Source organism: Chlorobium sp. (genome assembly GCF_049593655.1).
Taxonomy (GTDB): domain Bacteria; phylum Bacteroidota; class Chlorobiia; order Chlorobiales; family Chlorobiaceae; genus Chlorobium.
In genome coordinates this window covers 28,407-45,630 of the sequence record NZ_JBAWHG010000031.1, presented here as the reverse complement: position 1 = coordinate 45,630, position 17,224 = coordinate 28,407, and the positions used below count along the sequence as shown (strand labels likewise).

Genomic DNA, 17,224 nt, shown 5'->3' with positions numbered 1-17,224 from the left:
GAGCCGAAGGAGGGTGGTTTCAGCTCTATGCGTTATGCTTTTCCGCAGAGCGGGCATCGGGGGTCGCGGCTTACCTGAACCCTGCGCATGGTCATGGAAAGGCAGTCACAGGTAAGGATCGTGTTGCAGAGAGGCGCGCCGATCGAAAGCAGAAACTTGACTGTTTCGGTAGCCTGTATGGCGCCCATGATTCCGGCAAGTGCGCCGAGAGGCCCCGCCGGAATCTGTTTGTCAGGGAAATCTTCTTCGTGAAAAACGCACCGGAGGCATGCGCTTTCGCCCGGACTGACGGTCATGGTCTGTCCTGTGAATGCGTTTATGCCGGCATGAGAGTAGGGCTTCGCTTCAGCCTGACAGGTTTTCGCTATCAGGAATTTCGTTTTGAAGCAGTCTGTAGCGTCAATCACAAAATCATATCTGGCTATGAGCTTTCCGGCATTTTCTTCGTCGAGACGGAATGGATGAAGCGTGAGCCGGGTGTCGGGATTGAGCGCCCTGAGCCTTTCCGCTGCGGAGGAGACCTTCAGGGTTCCTACTGACGGGGTTGTATGCAGGATCTGACGCTGCAGGTTGCCGAGCTCCACCCTGTCGCCGTCGACGAGGCCCAGGGTTCCGATGCCTGCCGCAGCCAGATAGAGTGCTGCAGGGGAGCCGAGCCCTCCGGCTCCGACCACCAGAACTTTTGCCTGGAGCAGCTTTTCCTGCCCCTCATGACCGATTTCCGGGAGTGTCAGATGGCGCCCGTACCGTTCGCGCTGCGTTTCGTTCAGTTCCATGTGTTCGTGTTTTCCGGAACTCACGTGGCCATTTCCGGCGATGAAGGGCCGTTATAGGTGTGTTCCCAGTTTTTGAAAACCGGTTCGATGTTTTTTTCGCGCAGAGCATCGCAGAACAATTCGGCCGAGCGGTCGTCGAAGACATCGAACTGGCCCCGTTCGACCGATTCGGGATCGGAGTAGCCTCCGACCGTGGTCCGGCTTGCAATGCTCATTCGGGTAATGCCCAGGCCGGCCATGCCGTCGCGGAAAGCCGGGCTTTCGCGGGTGGAGAGCACGAGCTCCACATCGGGCAGAGCGATGCGGAAGGCAAAGATCATGCGGGCCAGCAGATGGTCGCTGACCGGGAAAGGGGGCTGGTAGCTGCCGGTCTGCGGCCGGATCCGGGGGAAAGAGACCGAAAGGCCCGCACGCCAGTATGTTCTTCCGAGATGAAGGAGATGGCGGTAGAGCAGGAGCGCCTCCTCCTGCGGGTCTGCAAGTCCGAGCAGGACGCCCAGGCCGACGCTCTTCATACCCCCTTCAAGGGCTCTTGCGGGCGTTTCAAGCCGCTCCCGGTAATTTTTTTTCGGACCCCACCGGTGAAGTTCGCCGTAGCTCAGGGGGTTGTAGGTCTCCTGGTAGATCGTTATGCCGGTACATCCCGCATCGGCCAGTTCCCGGTATTCTGCGACACTCATGGGAAAGGCCTCTACCGATACGCGCTGCATCTTTGCAGCCGCGGTTGCCACGGAATCACGGAGATAGTCGAAATCCGCGGCTCTGGTGCGTTCTCCGGTGAGGAGCAGCACATCGCTGATGGCCAGCCGCTTCATGGCATCGAGTTCTTTTCGTATCTCTTCTTGTTCGAGGCGCCGGCGCGGCGTTTTTCTGTCGGAGGCGAAGCCGCAGTAGGCACAGCCGCTCGAACAGTGGTTCGAAAGGTAGAGCGGTGCATAGAGCGACATGGTGCGCCCGAACCTCCGGAGGGTTAGCGCTTTCGACTCTGCGGCAAGCTGCTCGAGCGTGTAGGGCGAATCCGGCAAGAGCATGGCCCTGAAGCGGGTCTCATCGCGACCGGCACTCAGCCATTCAGGCAGCTGGTTCATGCTTCGGACCCAAGAAAAGAGGTGAGCGGGCTTGTTGCTGCGGCCAGGCCGCTTTTTTCCATGATTCCAGCCCTGAATGCCTTTCGTCCGGCAGCGACGGCTTCGGCGAAGGCTTCGGCCATGTCCGGAGGGTTGCCGGCAACGGCAACGGCGCTGTTGACGAGCACGGCATCGCATCCCATTTCCATGGCCAGCGCAGCTTCGGAAGGAGAGCGTAATCCCGCATCGACAATGACGGGTATGTTGCTTTCGCGGATGATGATGCGCAGCATTTCCGCAGTGGCAAGTCCCTGCCCGCTGCCGATTGCCGATCCGAGCGGCATGACCGATACGCATCCGGCCTCTTCGAGCCGTTTGGCGAGCACCGGATCCGCCGGAATGTAGGGCATGACCAGAAACCCCTCTTTCGCGAGGATTTTCGATGCTTCGTACGTTTCGATCGGGTCCGGCATGAGATGCTGCGGGTTGGGATGTATTTCGACCTTGATGAACGGGCTGCCGGACAGCTCACGGGCTATTCTCGCTGCATGCACGGCTTCCGCGGCCGTCGAAGCGCCGGAAGTGTTCGGCATCAGCGTGATGCCGGGAATCGAGGTGAGCGGCGTGAAGAGATCGTCGCCGGGCTGTTCGCGGTTGAAGCGGCGGAGAGCGACGGTGACAAGTTCGGCTCCCGAAGCTTTTACCGCTTCGAGCATCACGCTTGCGCTGCTGAATTTGCCTGTTCCGAGAATCAGGCGGGAAGAGAGTGTATAGCTACCTAAGTGCAGTAAGTCCATAAGTGTTGTTGAGAGGGTTAGCCTCCTCCGGCAAAGATCAGGATCTCAACCCGGTCGCCTTCTTCGAGGCTGGCGGCGGGACGGTTTTCTGGCCGGACGATATTGTCATTGACTACGGTTGCCACGGTTTTTTCCTCCGGGCCGATGCCGGCCAGCAGATCGCTGACCGAGGAACCTCCGGGCAGCGTGAACGGTTCTCCGTTTACCTGTATAGTAATTATTTGCGGCATTTTATGCATGTTCGGTTTTTCAGCAGCTGAAAATAACGATGAAAGGAATAACGGCCCTGTTCTGTCGGAGAGGCTTCCGTCAATCTCCCTGAGGAGTGTTCGAGTCGACCTGCATCAGGGCGGGGAGAGTGCCCCGAGCAGGTCGGCTTCAAGATCCCCTGCATGCTCCAGACCGATCGACATGCGCACAAGGTTGTCGCTGCACCCCCGTTTCAGGCGTTCTTCAGCGGAGAGCGCACCAAGCGTCATTTTTGCCGGAGATGCGACAAGGGATTCGACCCCGCCGAGACTGTCGGCAAGGGCAAAGAGCTTCAGCCGGCCGACCAGATTTTCAACTGCCGGAAGGCCGCCTTTCAGGGCGAAGGTCAGCATGCCGCCGAAGCCGCTCATCTGGCGTTTCGCAAGTTCGTGCTGCGGGTGTGAAGGCAGGCCGGGATAGAGCACCTGCTCGACGGCAGGGTGCTTTTCGAGAAGACGGGCCAGGTGCATGGCGTTTGCCTCATGTTCCTTCATGCGGATTTTCAGGGTTTTCAAGCCCCGCATGACCAGCCAGCAATCCCATGGGCCGGGGATGGCTCCTGCCGCAGCCTGATAGTTCTTTATGGTCCGGTGCAATGCTTCATCGTCAAGCACGACAGCCCCGCCGATCACATCGCTGTGTCCTCCGAGGTATTTGGTCGTGCTGTGCACGACGATGTCGGCGCCATGTTCGAGCGGGCGCTGGAAATAGGGGCTTGCGAAAGTGTTGTCCACGGCAATCAGTATGCCGTTCCGTTTTGCCGCAACGGAAAGCGCCCTGATGTCGGAAATCCTGAGCAGTGGATTGCTCGGGCTTTCCAGCCAGATGAGTCTTGTTTCGGGCCGGATGCATGCCTCGTAACCTTCCGTCGATTCATCTTCCGCATAGGTGATCGAAACGCCCCAGGGGCGCAGCAGCTGTTCGAAAATCCGGTAGGTGCCCCCATAGATGTCGATGCCTGAAACGATATGGTCGCCGGGCCGCACCACCTGCAGCGCCGCCATGGTTGCGGCTACGCCCGAAGCGAAGGCGAGACCGAAACGGGCGTTCTCGAGCAGGGCCAGAGACGACTCGAGAGCCTTGCGCGTCGGGTTTCCGATTCTCGAATAAAAGAACTCCCTGTGATGGTTAAGGTCTTCCCGCTCGAACGTCGAGGACTGGAAAACCGGAAACGTAACCGATCCTGTAACCGGATCAGGGGTCTGCCCGTCATGGATTGCGAGGGTTTCGAACTGCATGGCGCCTTTTGTTATGTTGCTCAACTCATATACTGCTACAAGGTAATACAGCCTGCTTTATTTACAAGGGCTCAAGCCCGTCATCGAGCGCCTCTATCAGGTCGTCGGGATGTTCGAGTCCTATGGAAAGCCTTATCAGTTCCCTGGACAGACCGCTCTGAAGCTGCTGTTCCTCCGACAGCTGGCTGTGTGAGGTGCTTGCCGGATGCAGAATGAGGCTTTTTGCGTCACCCACGTTGGCAAGGTGCGAGAAAAGCTTTATGGAATCGATAAGCCGGACGGCGTCGTCGTATCCCCCTTTCAGGCCGAACACGACCATGCCTCCGAACCCTTTTTTCAGGTCTTTCGATGCGCTGGCATGGGAAGGGTCGTTTTTCAGACCCGGATAGCGGACCCACGCCACCTTGGGATGCCGCTCCAGGTATTCCGCCACCTTCAGTGCGTTTTCGCAATGCCGCGCCATGCGCACCGGCAGGGTTTCCAGTCCCTGGAGAAATATCCACGAATTGTCGGGCGAAATGCACGAGCCCAGATTTCTCAGCGGCACCGTACGTACCCGAAGGGCGAACGCCATCGGGGCGAGCTGCTCGGGAAGGTCGAGCGCCCACCGGAGCCCGTGGTAGTTTCCGTCCGGCTCCGTGAAGAGCGGATGGCGGCCTTTTTTCCAGTCGAAACGCCCGGCATCGGTAATGCTTCCACCCACCGCAGTGCCGTGTCCCCCTATCCATTTTGTCAGGGAGTTGACCACGATATCTGCTCCCAGTTCTATGGTTCTGAGCAGATACGGGGTCGTGAAGGTTGCGTCGACGATCAGCGGCAGGCCGTTACGGTGGGCAATATCGGCAACGGCCCGCACCCCGGTGTAGTCGAGTGCGGGGTTGCCGATGGTTTCGATGAAGATCGCCCTTGTTTTTTCCGTTATCGCCCGCTCGAAGTTTTCGGGTTTATCGGGATCGACGAAGGTGACGTTGATGCCGAGTTTCGGCAGAATGGCGTCGAACTGGGTATAGGTGCCGCCGTAGAGATTGTTTGCGGCGATGATGTTGTCGCCTGCTTCCGCCAGCGTGATGACGGCATAGAAGATCGCCGCCGTGCCCGATGCAAGTGCAACCGACGCCGCTCCCCCTTCAAGTTCCGTTATCCGTTGCTCGAGGATATCGGTGGTCGGGTTCATCAGGCGGGTGTAGATGTTGCCGAGTTCCTTCAGGGCAAACAGATTCGCGGCATGTTCCGTGTTTTTGAAGAGGTAGGAACTGGTGCGGTAAACCGGCACGCCGCGGGACTGTGTCTGGTCAACAGGTTGCCCTGCGTGCAGGGCAAGCGTTTCGAAACGGTAGTTGTCTGATCTCATTGGTATCGTTGTTCTGTTGTTGGTGTTTTTTCTCTGTGTCGAGCTGCCGGGAAGGAAGCGTTCGATTTCCGGCAGGCGGTTATTTTCCAAAGAGCCTGTAGCGCTGCAGATTGAACTGGTAATAGAGGAAGCAGCCGAAACAGAATCCTCCCAGCGCCACGGCGGCGGCGACTCCGACCATGCCGGCCAGAATCCATCCGGCAGTCGGAGCCCCCAGAAGGAACGCGAGCTGCGAGAATCCGAGCAGAACAGCCGCAATGGAGTTGTTGAAGCGCATGAGCTGGGGACTTTCCACTGCCGCTTCCCTGTTCTTTTGTGCAAACAGGCGGGATCCTGCAAAATAGACAAGGCTTGCGCGTCTTCCGAAAATGGCCGCCGGGAGAATGATGACAAACAGCAGGGTTATCAGCAGCGGCTGGCGGAGCGTCAGTGCGCCGAGCACGCCGGCAAGCAGCACGGTGCGGTTGAGCCTGACTATGGGCAGCGGGATGGACTCGCAGGAGGTTTCGGTTGTTTTGATATGCATTGCCATATGGTTTTATGGTGGTATTTGATAAAATAAAAAAGCCGGTTCTGGCACTGTGAACCGGCTTTCTCGGAATATACTCGATCATGAAGCAGAGGTGGGTTACACGTCCTTCCTTTTCCTTCTTGTGCCGGTTTGTGCGGTGCTTGCGCAACAGCAGCAGGGGCTGCACATTATCAGGGTTGTCGCGTTTTCTGTTTTCATGTCCGGGTATTGATTGTTAACAATTGTTAATATTGTTTCTTTTTTTCAATTTTCCAAAAAAAACGTGTTCTCCGGATACGGATATCCGCCGAGATGTTGTGCTCTCTTGCGATATTTTATTTTATTGCAGTCATCAGCAGCAGTTTCACGGAACCGGCAAACACGATTATGGGATATATCGAGGCCGTGTGCATCAGCACCGAAAAAGGGGTGGTCAAGGAGGCGGTGCCGGAAATCGTTCTTCGCGCCGGATGGGGAATAGAGGGGGATGCGCATGCCGGCGAGTGGCATCGTCAGGTATCCATGCTGGCAGGGGAGAGCATCGATCGGATGCGCGAAAAGATGCATGAACTCGATCACGGCGTTTTCGCCGAAAATATCGTGACCAGAGGGATCGATCTTGTTTCGCTTGTACCAGGTGAGCGTCTTCAGGCAGGGGAATCGGTGCTGCTTGAAGTCACCCAGATCGGCAAGGAGTGCCATAATGACGGGTGCGCTATCCAGCGGGCGACAGGTGATTGCATCATGCCGCGGGAAGGGGTTTTCTGCCGGGTGTTGCAGGGGGGAACCCTGCAGGCCGGTATGAGGGTTGCCGTCCTTTGACTGAGCTTATCCGCCTATTTCCGACATGCTGGTCCGCCGGTTTTCTCCATCTCCCTGGTTTCTTCCGTCTTCGGGTTTCTGCCGGACCGCGGTCCTGAAGAGAGCCGCGACCTCTTCAGCAGCATCGCTGCTTCGCAGAAGAGGGAGCAGTTCCATGCCCTGCCTGTCGTAAAGACAACTGATCACCGATCCTCCCGATGTGATCCGTATACGGTTGCACTGGCTGCAGAAATTTCTCGTGTAGGCCGGAATGATCGCCGCCGATCCCTCGTAGCCGGGAAGGCTGAAACTGAAGTATTCGGTTGATGTTCCCCGGTGTGGCAGAAGTTCCGGATAGGCATCCCGGAGCAGTTCCCGGATTTTATCGAGACCCAGAAACTTTCCGGTGCGCCATATCTGGTGGTCGTCGAACGGCTGCAGTTCCATGAACCGTACCGTAACGGCGTGATTCCTGGTGAACTCCATGAACTCTGCGATCTCATCGCTGTTGACGCCCCGCATCATCACGACATTGAGTTTGACCGGTATGGCTTTTGATGCGAGCAGGGCCTCCAGATTGGCTTTCACCTGCACGAAGAGGTCCCTTCGGGTTATGGCTTTGTAACGCTCGCGGTCGAGCGTGTCGATGCTGAGGTTCAGGGCATCGAGTCCTGCGCCGAGCAGCGTGTCGAGGTGTTTGTGAAGCAGCACGCCATTGGTGGTGAGTGATACGTTCTCTATGCCTTTGGTTTGTTTCGCACTCCTCACCAGTTCCGCAATATCGTTCCGCAGCAGCGGTTCCCCTCCGGTGAAGCGTACCTTTTTTACGCCGGTTTCGGCAAGAATCCTGATCAGGAGCTCGATGTCGCCGGTATTCAGGGTATGTTCCGGAGCCGGGCTGCATTCGTGTTCTTCGCTCATACAGTATGAACAGCGGAGGTTGCACCGGGCGGTGACGGCTATGCGGGCGTAGCTGATGGTACGCCCGAACCGGTCGACGAGCGGGTGGCTGGTGTTGTCTGTAAGGCTCAAGGACGCGTGTTGAATTAATAGAGGAGATATTTTCGGCAAGGATTGCGGCCGGGTCTCTTCTGAATGTAAGATTATTGCCCGCGAATTGCACGAACCGTCACGAAGAATATGAAATCCGGTTCAGGGGGATCGGCGCTCTTTTCAGCGGCGTCCCGGTACTGGCCGAAACGCTTCAGTTTACGCCGAGGATCACGCTCGAGGCTTTGAACACGGCACAGATCTGTTCGCCTTCCCTGAGTTCGAGTTTTTCGGAACTGCCATGGGTGATGATTGCCGAAATGACGTTTCCTCCCCCGATTTCGACATCCACTTCCGTGCTGACCGGGCCTTCGATAACCTTGCTGATGGTGCCGCGCATGACGTTGCGTGCGCTTATGGTGGCGTCCTGCAGATCCCTGCCGATGATGACCGAATTCGACTTGATGATGGCATAGGCATTCATGCCCTCCTTCAGGCCGAGATTATCGACCGCGCCTATGGTGATGATCGAGGCGATGACCGGTCCGTTCGGCAGTGCGAGAACCACTTCGGCGTTGACGGCGCCTCGGGTAATTTTTTTTACGGTTCCTGAAAAAACGTTGCGCGCGCTTATTCTCATGGATATCCTTCTGAGGAACTGGTAGAGATGCCCGGTTTCTCCGAGCCGCTCTTCAAGGTTCTCGAGGAATTTCCGGTGTTCTTCCTGCACAACCCTGAACTGTTCGATGACTTTTTTTCCCTCTTTCGTCAAGAGGGTGCCACCGCCTCCCTTGCCTCCTGTCGTGCGCTCGACCAGCGGTTTTTCGGAAAGGTTGTTGATCATGTTGATCAGGTGCCATGCGGTTTTGTAGCTGATGCCGACGGCTTTGGCCGCGCTGTTGATCGAGCCGAGTTCATCGATTTTCTCAAGCAGGGCTATCCGGTCTCCTCCGAGAAAACGGTTCTGCGATTTCTGGAACCAGATGGATCCCTCCAGCCCGATCGGTTGTTTCGTACATTTTGCCATGAGCTTGGCCTGTTTGGTTGCCTGCTTCTGCCTGAATTAACCCTAAAATACAAGTTTCAGGGGACAGTACGGCTTTCGTTGCCGGTTCGGCTGATTTTTTTCAGGATGGCGAACATGCCGAGCGAGATGACGGCGAGCATAATCGACAGGAGTGCGGCTTTTTCGAAATTGCCCTCGAAGACCGCATTGTAGATGGCAAGAGACATGGTTTCCGTTTTTCCGCTGATGTTGCCGCCGAGCATGAGCGTAATGCCGACTTCGCCGAACGAGCGCCCGAGAGAGAGCACGAGGCCGGTGAAGAGGGCATAGCGGATATGAGGCAGGACAACCTTTATATAGGTTTCTGTCCGGCTTTTTCCGAGCGTCCACGATGCTTCAAGCAGTGAACGGTCCATGGTTTCGATGGCGCTCTGGACCGATTTTACCACCAGCGGCAGTCCGGCCACGAACGATGCGGTATAAACCCCTGTGGTGCTGAAGATGGTTTCGATGCCTGCGCTCTGCAAGGGACGGCCGATAATGCCGTTGCGGCCAAGCAGCAGCAGAAGAAGAAAGCCTGTGGCGATCGGAGGAAAGATAAGCGGAAGGGTGACGGCCGTATCCGCAAGGGAGCGGAGGAAGGTTTTTTTTCCGGTAAGGAAGTATCCCGCAAGCACTCCTGTGACGAGATGCAGGGCAAGGGTCACTGCGGCCGTGTTCATGCTGAGCATGACCGCACTCCGGCTGTCGAAACTCCGGAGTGCTTCGTTTATATCGAGGGTCATAAGCCGTAGTGCCGGAGAATCTTCACACACTCACGCCGTTTGAGAAACCTGAGAAAATCCGTGACTTCGGTTTTCTTTTCGAACTCCCGGATTACCGCGGCCTGAATGTCGATCGGTGAATAAAGGTTTTGTGGGACCCGGAGCATGCCGCCGGTTTTTTCCCTTATCCCGATTGCATCGGTAATATTGATAAAACCGGCATCGATTTCCCCGGAGACAAGGTAGGCCGAAACCTGCGGAACCGTCGACAGGGTCATGAGCTTGTCCGACACCACTGCCCTCAAACCGGATTTTTTCAGGTATTCTGTTGCAGCTTGTCCGTATATGGCTTTTTCAGGATCGGGCATGCCGAGACGCTGGACCTCTTTTCCTCTGATCTCCTCAAGCCGTTTCAGTTTCAGCCCCTTCCTCCAGACAAGCACCAGCGTACCTTTTCCGACGGGATGAAAACTGCTGAAAACGAGTGTCGAGCGGTTCAGAAAACTTTTTTCACCGAAAACAACCGAAACCTTTCCGCTTGTTTCGGTCTGGGACAATATCTGCTGCATATTGCCGAATACGGCATCGATATGATTGCCGGTTCTCTTTTCATACAGAGCGGCAATTTCCATGAGCGGACGTTTGTAGCCGGCCCCTGCGGCTACGGTTATCTGTTCCGCGTGCAGGATGGCCGGTACAGTCATCAGCAGAAGCAGGAGAGAGAGAATGGTTTTTTTTAGGTTCATCATGAGTTATGAAAATGTTCGTTGAAAATATTCCCGACGCCGGCAAAACGCCGGGAATGGTGTAACGGAGAAAGAACAGGTACTGCAGAATCGTTGTCAGTAGTGCAGGGCGACGGTCGCCATTACGGTAAAGGGCACTCCCGGCTGATAGGAGGTTTTCAGGGTCTTGTAATCGGATGTACTGATCATGCTCACGTACTGTTCGTCAAAGATGTTCAACAGCGACAGGGAGCAGTCAACCTGTTTGAGGCCGAGCATCGGTCTGCTCCAGGTGAGGTCGAGATCGAAAAGCGTGGAGCCGTCGATTTTCTCTTTGTGCAGCACATCTCCATAACGGGTCGATGTATAACGCATTACCGGCGATATGGTGACATCGCCGATTTTCCAGCTTACCATGGCTTTGGCAAGGAATTCCGGCGCATCGGGAACCTGATCGCCCTTGACATCGATCAGGCTTCCCCCTTCCGAGTAGATATCCTGGGTGAAATAAAAACGGTTCCAGGAGAAAGACCCGTAGCATTTCAGGTTTTCGAGAGGCTTGAATTCAGCCTCAAGTTCAACTCCGTAACCTTCGGCATCGGCATTGTTCATCGGGTAGTACGCATTGAGGTCGGCATCGTAGAGGACGGCCTGCTTGTTGTTATGCTGTGAGTAGTAGATGGTCGGTTCGATGCTCCAGTTGCTGCCGGCAAAGCGCATGCCGATCTCCATGTTCCTCGATATCTCCATCCGGCGCTTGTCCCAGAGATCCTGGAATGTTATGCCCTTGGCGCTGAACGCCGATCGCTGCGAGATGTAGTAGGGGTAGATATCGACGTGCGTGACGTAGTTCTCTCCGTATGAAGCATGAATCGATGCGCTGTCGCCGAGGAAACGCGTCAGGGTCAGGTTCGGAAAAAGCCTGTCGAAGGATTTCCTGTCCATGGCGCTGGCATCGGCATCGATTGCCGGGTCGAGGTCGAGGGCGTCGCCATAACTGACATCCCCGATACCGGTTGTCCTGTAGGTGATGATGGATGGCAGGGTGTAGCAGACATATTTCAGGCCGGCTTCGAGCTGGTAGTCGCCGGCGTGCCATATTGCGTCGACGAATGGCGTATGCAGTTCGTGGCTGGAGCTGTTCGAGAGGATGTTCCAGTTAGCGAATTTCAGATCGCCGGATGCGGTTACCGTATAGTTTTTCCAGGAGGTCGGGGGCCCCGGTCTTTGCTGGCTGTGATAGAGGTAGCCCAGATCGAGGTCTACATCGCCGATTTTCGTTTTGTATTCCCCGAGGACCCCTTTGATATCGTGGTCGATGTCCCATCTGCGGATACGCTGGCCGCTGGTGGTGCTGATGGTCTCCAGATAGTAGCCTTTGTCGCTCCAGTAGTATGGCTTGATGCTGATTTTCGACTTTTCGCCGGTTTTTATTTCGAGATTGGCCATCAGCATCCAGTCCTCGAATTCGTTGCGGTTCCAGCCGTAATAGTCGTAACTGGCCGGGTTTGTGCCGTAATCGGTGTCGTAAGCCGTATCGAGGTCGCTGATCTCACTGTAAGTGAAGGGTTTGTAGGTATGGATGTCGCCTTTGCTCCAGGTCAGGAAGGTTTCAAGTCTGACGTTATCACCAAATGTGGTTGTGATACCTGCCATCAGATTCTTCCGTTCGGAATCGCCTTCTCCCTTCCATTTGTTGGCGGAACTCTCCGAAAAGGAGAGAAACCCTTTCGTGTTTCCTGCCAGCCTTCCGCTGTCAATGCGCAGGTAGGTCCGGCTGAAGTCGTTGCTGCCGATACTCTGTTTCAGCTCCACGCCGAACTTGTCTTCGGGACGGCGGATCTTCATGTCGATCTTGCCGCCCACATCGGCAAGGCCGAGTCCTGCATAGGCAGGCATCACACCAGTATAGATGTCGATGTCGCTGATGTTTTCCAGGTCGTAGATCGTCGTTCCGCCTCCCGGCCTTCCCGTTACCGGCAGCCCTTCCACATTTGCTGTGGTAGCAGGGACGCCCCCGGCTGTGGCCTCGACACCCCTGAAACGGAACGATTCGTGGTAGTTGACGATGTCGGCAAGTCCGTAGGGATCGACGCTCTGCTGGCTGAGCGACGGCATGAGGTTGATGGCTTTATAAACCGACATCTGGGACGGGTTCAGTATCCGGGATTCCTTTCCGGTGACGCGCTGCAGGATGTCTCCTTTCTTTCCGGATACGGTGATCTCTTCGGTGGTATAGTTTTTCCAGGCGGTATCCGGTATGTTTTCTTCCGCATGTGCCGTTCCTGCTGCGAGCAGTACGAGCAGGGCTGTCAGCCTGACGGCCTTTTTGCATCTTTTTTTCATGAACTGGTGTTATGTATGTTGCTATATAACGATGGCTGTGGCAATACCCGTTTGGCACTCCGCCCGGGCAGATTTTCGTGAACGGTTAAAATTCGTTATGTAATAAAAGGTATAACGATAAATAAAAAAAACGGAACGCGTTCCCCCTCGAAGGGGAGTGCGTTCCGGTACGCATGCCGATCAGTTGATCAGGTAGTCTTCACAGGATTCGCCCTCTTCAAGAGCATCGAGAATCTCATCGACCTTGTCTTCGCTGTCGATTTCGCCATACCAGAAGTTTTCAGGATAGACCACCACAACCGGTCCCTTCTCGCAAAGGTTCAGACATGCCGTGGCAGAGACGGCGACGTCGGACATGCCGCGATCCGAGAGTTCGCTTTCAAGGTACGGTATGAGGCCGAGGGCTTCTTTTTTGTGGCAGATGCCCTGGGGTGCGCCCTGTGCGCGGAAGCTCGCGCAGACGAAGATGTGGTGTTTTGGTTTGTCCATGATGGTTGTTTTTTTATTGGTTTTTTTGTTTCAGATCAGTCGGACCCTACTGATCCGACTGATCGTTTCCTATAATTACCCGCAGCCGCCTCCCGTACCGGTGCAGCTTGTCTTGCACGCATGGATCTGGCTTCCCCTCATCAGGTGTTTCAGATCCTGACCGGTAAAGACGCATTGAACGGCATCTTCGATCATGCCTTCCATGACGAGTACCTCGATGCCCCTTTTGTTCAGGACTTTCGTCGGAGAGTCACCGGCTCCGTTGACCAGCAGCGCCCTGCAGTCTGCAAGGATGCCGGCAAGCGCTTCCCACCGCTGCTCACCTCCGCCGGGCAGGGGCGCCGGACGGGAGTCGACCAGTGAGCAGGCGCCGGTGGAGCTGTCCATACCGTAGATCAGAAACCGGTCGGCTTCACCGAGATGCTGGTTGATCAATGCCCCTTCCATGCTGCTGACCGCGACGAAAGGACGGTTTTCCGAAGGGTTTTTCGGCAGGCCTGCCGCTTCGGCAAGTTTCTGCATCATCTCTTCGGTGTTGATTTCGCCGATAATGCCCGCGGCATCGGCACGGCAGCGCGCGCAGTGCTTCATCTGCGGCAGAAACTCCGCGGTCTCATTCTGGATTTCAGCCACCATGACCGGCGATGGCTCCTCGATATTCTCGAACACGGTTTCCGATGTCTGGTAGTATGGCAGGCAGTTCAGGATGTCCGCGCCAAGCTCGGCAACCTTCCGGGCAACATCGACGACGTGCCGGTCGTTGACTCCGGGAATGATGATGGAGTTGACCTTTGCCGTCACGCCCACCTCCTTGAGCCGTTTCAGGGCTTCAAGCTGATTGCCGATCAGAAGTTTTGCCGCCTCGATATCCCTGTACATCTTCTTTTTATGACGCACCCAGGCATAGATTTCAGAACCGACTTCGGGGTCGATGGCATTGATGGTGATGGTGACATGGCTGACCTGCAGTTCGGCAAGTTCATCGATCCAGGGCAGGAGATCGAGACCGTTTGTGGCCACGCAGAGCAGCATTTCAGGGTAGTGCTCCCTTACCAGACGCAGCGTTTCCATGGTTTCATCCGGGTTTGCGAACGGGTCGCCGGGTCCGGCAATGCCCACCACGGCAATGTTCGGCGCGAGTTCCATCGCCTGCTGCAGGTAGTAAAGCGCCTGACCGGGAGAGAGCACCTTGCTGGTGACTCCTGGTCGGTTCTCGTTCATGCAGTCGAACTTTCGGCTGCAGTAGTTGCACTGGATGTTGCATTTCGGCGCAACCGGGAGGTGGATTCGTCCGAAGGTGTGGCGCGACGAATCGTTGAAGCAAGGATGGTTTTTGATGTTCAGTGTCATAGGTTCCTCCCTTTTACATATACGTATAACCGATTGATGAAGCATTCTGCCGTTCTTCGATAACCATGTTGACGATCCTGTCGAACAGTTCCTGGGTGCCCCGGTATCCGAGGTGGTGCAGCCGCTGTCCACCGAAACGGTCGTGAATGGGAAAGCCGATTCTCAGAAGCGGAATGTTGTTTTTTCTCGACATGGTGTAGCCTTTGCTGTTGCCGATCAGAAGATCCGGTTTAAGCACTTTGGCCTCATCTTCGATATCGACGAAATCAACTCCGTCGCGGATTTTTATTTCCTCTTCATCGAGATCGGGGATCAGCTCTGCGATTTTTTTGCGCATCAGTCCGCTCTTGCCCCCGGAAGCGCACAGAACCGGTGTTATGCCGATCTCCCTGAGAAATGCGGTCATGGCTACAACAAGGTCCTCTTCTCCGTAGACGATCGCCCGTTTTTCGAAGATGTATTTGTGCCCGTCGGCATAGGCATCGACAAGTCTCCGGCGTTCGTCTTCGTATTTCTCGGGAACCGGCTGTCCGCTCAGTTCTTCGAGAAGCGCGAAAAACCGGTCGCTTGCCTTGATGCCGATCGGAAGTCCCATATGGTGTCGGGTGACTCCGAATGCCGCTTCGAGGTGTCCGGCTGCGGATTTCGACGCTTCAAGCGTGGCTCCGAACTCGATGCTTGCCGAAGCGGAGCCGGCGGCGGCTATGGCGCTTGAAGGCGTACCGCCTGGCGGAATCCTGTGGTATTCGCCCCAGGGACCGCCGTCAAGGGTTTTCGAATAGTCCGGCAGCAGCATATAGGGAAGGCCGAACGCATCAAGGATCTCCTTGAGATAGCGGATATCGGCCGGAGAGATCATGTTCGCAAAGATGTTCACCGTATGCTGCTTTTCAACGCCTTCAACGGCAAGAGTCGCAACGGCGGCGCGAACAGCGGCATGAAAACCGTCTATGTGACTGCCCTGATAGCTCGGTGTCGAGGCGTGAATCATGACCGGCATGGGCGAGCCGTTCCGGAATGCCTTTTTGTACTCCCGCAGGATCATGGGCACGTCATCTCCGATAGTCTCGCTCAGGCATGTGGTTGCCAGGCCGATAACTTCCGGTTTGTACTGCTGGGTCACATTTTTCAGACCGAGCTGCAGGTTATGGCTGCCGCCGAACACGGCGGTTTCCTCGTTGAAATTCGAGGACGCAATGTCGATCGGTTCCTTGTAATGGCTGATAAGATACCTTCTGATATAGGTCGCGCACCCCTGAGAGCCGTGCAGGAACGGGACGCAGTTCTCAATGCCGCGGAAAGCCAGACAGGCGCCCAGCGGATTGCAGAGTCTGCAGGCGTTCTGCGTTGCTGTTTTCGCATGTTTCATATCTTGCCTCCTTTTCTCGGAGCGAACTGCCATACCGGGCTCATGACCGACTGATAGACCTCCTTTGCGAAGTTGTACATGCCGATAAATCCTGCCAGGGGGATTTTTCTTTCATGGTTGTGGTCACAGAAACCGATACCGAGTTTGTAGGCGATCGGCCGTTCCTTCACCCCTCCGATAAGCAGGTCGGCCTCTTTTTCAAGCACGAATTTCGAGAGTTCGACCGGGTTGGAGTCGTCAACGATGATGGTTCCTTCGTCGCACATCTCCCTGAGCCGTTCGTAATCATCCTTGTTGCCTGTCTGCGAGCCGGCAAGGACAACCGACATGCCGATCGAACGCAGGGCCTTGATGAGCGAAAAGGTCTTGAATGCTCCGCCGACGTATATGGCGGCTTTCTTGCCCGCCAGGACTTTCTTGAATTTCTGCAGTTCCGGGTAGAGCTTGGCTACCTCTCTGCTGACAATCTTTTTTGCCGCCTCCATGATGTCTGGCCGGTCGTCGAAATGCTTTGCGACGTCATAGAGCGATTTGCTCATGTCCTCGATGCCGAAGTAGGAGACGCGCATGTAGGGAATGCCGTATTTTTCCTCCATCTCTTTGGCCAGCGTGGTCATGGAGCCCGAACACTGGACCACGTTGAGCGTTGCCCCGTGCGCACGGCGTACCGCGTCCACACGTCCGTCACCGGTCATGGTGGAAACTACCTCGATGCCCATCTCTTCGTAGTACTCCCTGATGATCCAGGCTTCGCCGGCAAGGTTGAATTCACCGAGAATATTGATGCTGTATGGGCTTATTCCTTCTGTGGAGCCGGTGCCTACCAGCTTCATGAGAGAGGTGCATGCTGCCTTGTAGCCGTCTTTTTTCGTTCCCTTGAATCCTTCGGAATGAACCGGCAGAACGGGGATGCCGGTCTCTTTCGACACTTTTTTGCACACGGCGTCGATGTCGTCGCCGATAAGTCCGATAATGCAGGTCGAGTAGATGAATGCGGCTTTCGGCTCGTACTTCTCGATCAGCTCGATGAGCGAGTGGTAAAGTTTCTTTTCGCCTCCGTAGATCACGTCCATCTCTCTCAGGTCGGTCGAGAAACTCAGGCGATGCAGCTCGGGACCTGACGAGACCGCTCCGCGGATGTCCCAGGTATAGGCCGCACATCCGATGGGGCCGTGAACGAGGTGAAGGGCGTCAGCTACGGGGTAGAGCACTACACGGGAGCCGCAGAACACGCAGGCGCGCTGACTGACCGAGCCGGACAGGCTTGTTTTTTCGCATGAAATGTCCTGCTGCTCTGTTCCGCCGCTTTTCTTTTCGAAGACCTGGCTCTGTCTTCCCTCGAGAATTCCGATCTCTTCCTTCATGACATCGCCCCTTTGTTAAAAAAATAGAATG

Annotated in this window: 17 protein-coding genes; 1 reads left to right on the top strand and 16 read right to left on the bottom strand. The window is 55.8% G+C overall.

What is annotated here, in order from left to right; translation table 11 throughout:
- Positions 1–32: 32 nt before the first annotated feature.
- From WBP50_RS04860 to WBP50_RS04830, 7 genes are all read right to left on the bottom strand, one after another.
- The gene (locus tag WBP50_RS04860) at positions 33–776 is read right to left on the bottom strand and encodes a HesA/MoeB/ThiF family protein (RefSeq protein ID WP_423932080.1); all 744 of its coding nucleotides are present in this window, start codon (positions 774–776) and stop codon (positions 33–35) included.
- 20 nt (positions 777–796) lie between these two features.
- A complete protein-coding gene (thiH, locus tag WBP50_RS04855; protein ID WP_423932078.1) occupies positions 797–1,864 on the bottom strand; it encodes a 2-iminoacetate synthase ThiH in 1,068 nt (355 codons plus the stop codon).
- Positions 1,861–2,640, bottom strand: coding sequence for a thiazole synthase (locus tag WBP50_RS04850; RefSeq protein WP_423932077.1), 780 nt, complete (start codon positions 2,638–2,640; stop codon positions 1,861–1,863). The genes thiH and WBP50_RS04850 overlap by 4 nt, the downstream gene beginning before the upstream one ends.
- A 17-nt stretch (positions 2,641–2,657) precedes the next feature.
- Positions 2,658–2,870, bottom strand: a complete 213-nt coding sequence (gene thiS, locus WBP50_RS04845) for a sulfur carrier protein ThiS (protein WP_423932076.1) — start codon at positions 2,868–2,870, stop codon at positions 2,658–2,660.
- 114 nt (positions 2,871–2,984) lie between these two features.
- Positions 2,985–4,127, bottom strand: coding sequence for a trans-sulfuration enzyme family protein (locus tag WBP50_RS04840; RefSeq protein WP_423932136.1), 1,143 nt, complete (start codon positions 4,125–4,127; stop codon positions 2,985–2,987).
- A 61-nt stretch (positions 4,128–4,188) separates the two neighbouring features.
- A complete protein-coding gene (locus tag WBP50_RS04835) occupies positions 4,189–5,478 on the bottom strand; it encodes an O-acetylhomoserine aminocarboxypropyltransferase/cysteine synthase family protein (RefSeq protein WP_423932074.1) in 1,290 nt (429 codons plus the stop codon).
- Positions 5,479–5,557: 79 nt separating this feature from the next.
- The gene (locus WBP50_RS04830; RefSeq protein WP_423932072.1) at positions 5,558–6,004 is read right to left on the bottom strand and encodes a DUF4395 domain-containing protein; all 447 of its coding nucleotides are present in this window, start codon (positions 6,002–6,004) and stop codon (positions 5,558–5,560) included.
- Positions 6,005–6,376: 372 nt separating this feature from the next.
- On the opposite strand from WBP50_RS04830, the gene WBP50_RS04825 reads away from it, so the two are divergent.
- Positions 6,377–6,811: an MOSC domain-containing protein gene (locus WBP50_RS04825; protein WP_423932070.1), complete on the top strand. Its 435-nt coding sequence runs from the start codon at positions 6,377–6,379 to the stop codon at positions 6,809–6,811.
- Between the two features lie 6 nt (positions 6,812–6,817).
- On the opposite strand, the gene moaA is transcribed toward WBP50_RS04825, so the two are convergent.
- From moaA to nifE, 9 genes are all read right to left on the bottom strand, one after another.
- The gene (gene moaA / locus WBP50_RS04820) at positions 6,818–7,822 is read right to left on the bottom strand and encodes a GTP 3',8-cyclase MoaA (protein ID WP_423932069.1); all 1,005 of its coding nucleotides are present in this window, start codon (positions 7,820–7,822) and stop codon (positions 6,818–6,820) included.
- Between the two features lie 172 nt (positions 7,823–7,994).
- Positions 7,995–8,807 (bottom strand): TOBE domain-containing protein, encoded by an 813-nt coding sequence (locus WBP50_RS04815; RefSeq protein ID WP_423932067.1) that lies wholly within the window; start codon positions 8,805–8,807, stop codon positions 7,995–7,997.
- A 56-nt stretch (positions 8,808–8,863) separates the two neighbouring features.
- Positions 8,864–9,571 carry a molybdate ABC transporter permease subunit gene (locus WBP50_RS04810; protein ID WP_423932066.1) on the bottom strand — a complete coding sequence of 236 codons (708 nt, stop codon included), beginning with the start codon at positions 9,569–9,571 and terminating at the stop codon, positions 8,864–8,866.
- Positions 9,568–10,299, bottom strand: coding sequence for a molybdate ABC transporter substrate-binding protein (modA, locus tag WBP50_RS04805; protein ID WP_423932064.1), 732 nt, complete (start codon positions 10,297–10,299; stop codon positions 9,568–9,570). Before modA ends, WBP50_RS04810 begins: the two co-directional genes overlap by 4 nt.
- A gap of 93 nt (positions 10,300–10,392) precedes the next feature.
- Positions 10,393–12,621 carry a TonB-dependent receptor gene (locus WBP50_RS04800; protein ID WP_423932062.1) on the bottom strand — a complete coding sequence of 743 codons (2,229 nt, stop codon included), beginning with the start codon at positions 12,619–12,621 and terminating at the stop codon, positions 10,393–10,395.
- Between the two features lie 180 nt (positions 12,622–12,801).
- Positions 12,802–13,110 carry a (2Fe-2S) ferredoxin domain-containing protein gene (locus WBP50_RS04795; protein ID WP_423932060.1) on the bottom strand — a complete coding sequence of 103 codons (309 nt, stop codon included), beginning with the start codon at positions 13,108–13,110 and terminating at the stop codon, positions 12,802–12,804.
- 75 nt (positions 13,111–13,185) lie between these two features.
- Positions 13,186–14,460 carry a nitrogenase cofactor biosynthesis protein NifB gene (nifB, locus tag WBP50_RS04790; protein ID WP_423932059.1) on the bottom strand — a complete coding sequence of 425 codons (1,275 nt, stop codon included), beginning with the start codon at positions 14,458–14,460 and terminating at the stop codon, positions 13,186–13,188.
- A 13-nt stretch (positions 14,461–14,473) separates the two neighbouring features.
- On the bottom strand, positions 14,474–15,829 hold the full coding sequence (locus WBP50_RS04785; RefSeq protein ID WP_423932058.1) for a nitrogenase component 1: 1,356 nt from the start codon (positions 15,827–15,829) through the stop codon (positions 14,474–14,476).
- Positions 15,826–17,193, bottom strand: a complete 1,368-nt coding sequence (gene nifE, locus WBP50_RS04780; RefSeq protein ID WP_423932055.1) for a nitrogenase iron-molybdenum cofactor biosynthesis protein NifE — start codon at positions 17,191–17,193, stop codon at positions 15,826–15,828. The genes WBP50_RS04785 and nifE overlap by 4 nt, the downstream gene beginning before the upstream one ends.
- Positions 17,194–17,224 lie beyond the last annotated feature (31 nt).

Excerpts from the sequence above, each read along its gene's own strand:
- WBP50_RS04860 (WP_423932080.1), bottom strand. The coding sequence starts at position 776 with ATGGAACTGAACGAAACGCAGCGCGAACGGTACGGGCGCCATCTGACA.
- thiH (WP_423932078.1), bottom strand. The coding sequence starts at position 1,864 with ATGAACCAGCTGCCTGAATGGCTGAGTGCCGGTCGCGATGAGACCCGC.
- WBP50_RS04850 (WP_423932077.1), bottom strand. The coding sequence starts at position 2,640 with ATGGACTTACTGCACTTAGGTAGCTATACACTCTCTTCCCGCCTGATT.
- thiS (WP_423932076.1), bottom strand. The coding sequence starts at position 2,870 with ATGCCGCAAATAATTACTATACAGGTAAACGGAGAACCGTTCACGCTG.
- WBP50_RS04840 (WP_423932136.1), bottom strand. The coding sequence starts at position 4,127 with ATGCAGTTCGAAACCCTCGCAATCCATGACGGGCAGACCCCTGATCCG.
- WBP50_RS04835 (WP_423932074.1), bottom strand. The coding sequence starts at position 5,478 with ATGAGATCAGACAACTACCGTTTCGAAACGCTTGCCCTGCACGCAGGG.
- WBP50_RS04830 (WP_423932072.1), bottom strand. The coding sequence starts at position 6,004 with ATGCATATCAAAACAACCGAAACCTCCTGCGAGTCCATCCCGCTGCCC.
- WBP50_RS04825 (WP_423932070.1), top strand. The coding sequence starts at position 6,377 with ATGGGATATATCGAGGCCGTGTGCATCAGCACCGAAAAAGGGGTGGTC.
- WBP50_RS04815 (WP_423932067.1), bottom strand. The coding sequence starts at position 8,807 with ATGGCAAAATGTACGAAACAACCGATCGGGCTGGAGGGATCCATCTGG.
- WBP50_RS04810 (WP_423932066.1), bottom strand. The coding sequence starts at position 9,571 with ATGACCCTCGATATAAACGAAGCACTCCGGAGTTTCGACAGCCGGAGT.
- modA (WP_423932064.1), bottom strand. The coding sequence starts at position 10,299 with ATGATGAACCTAAAAAAAACCATTCTCTCTCTCCTGCTTCTGCTGATG.
- WBP50_RS04800 (WP_423932062.1), bottom strand. The coding sequence starts at position 12,621 with ATGAAAAAAAGATGCAAAAAGGCCGTCAGGCTGACAGCCCTGCTCGTA.
- WBP50_RS04795 (WP_423932060.1), bottom strand. The coding sequence starts at position 13,110 with ATGGACAAACCAAAACACCACATCTTCGTCTGCGCGAGCTTCCGCGCA.
- nifB (WP_423932059.1), bottom strand. The coding sequence starts at position 14,460 with ATGACACTGAACATCAAAAACCATCCTTGCTTCAACGATTCGTCGCGC.
- WBP50_RS04785 (WP_423932058.1), bottom strand. The coding sequence starts at position 15,829 with ATGAAACATGCGAAAACAGCAACGCAGAACGCCTGCAGACTCTGCAAT.
- nifE (WP_423932055.1), bottom strand. The coding sequence starts at position 17,193 with ATGAAGGAAGAGATCGGAATTCTCGAGGGAAGACAGAGCCAGGTCTTC.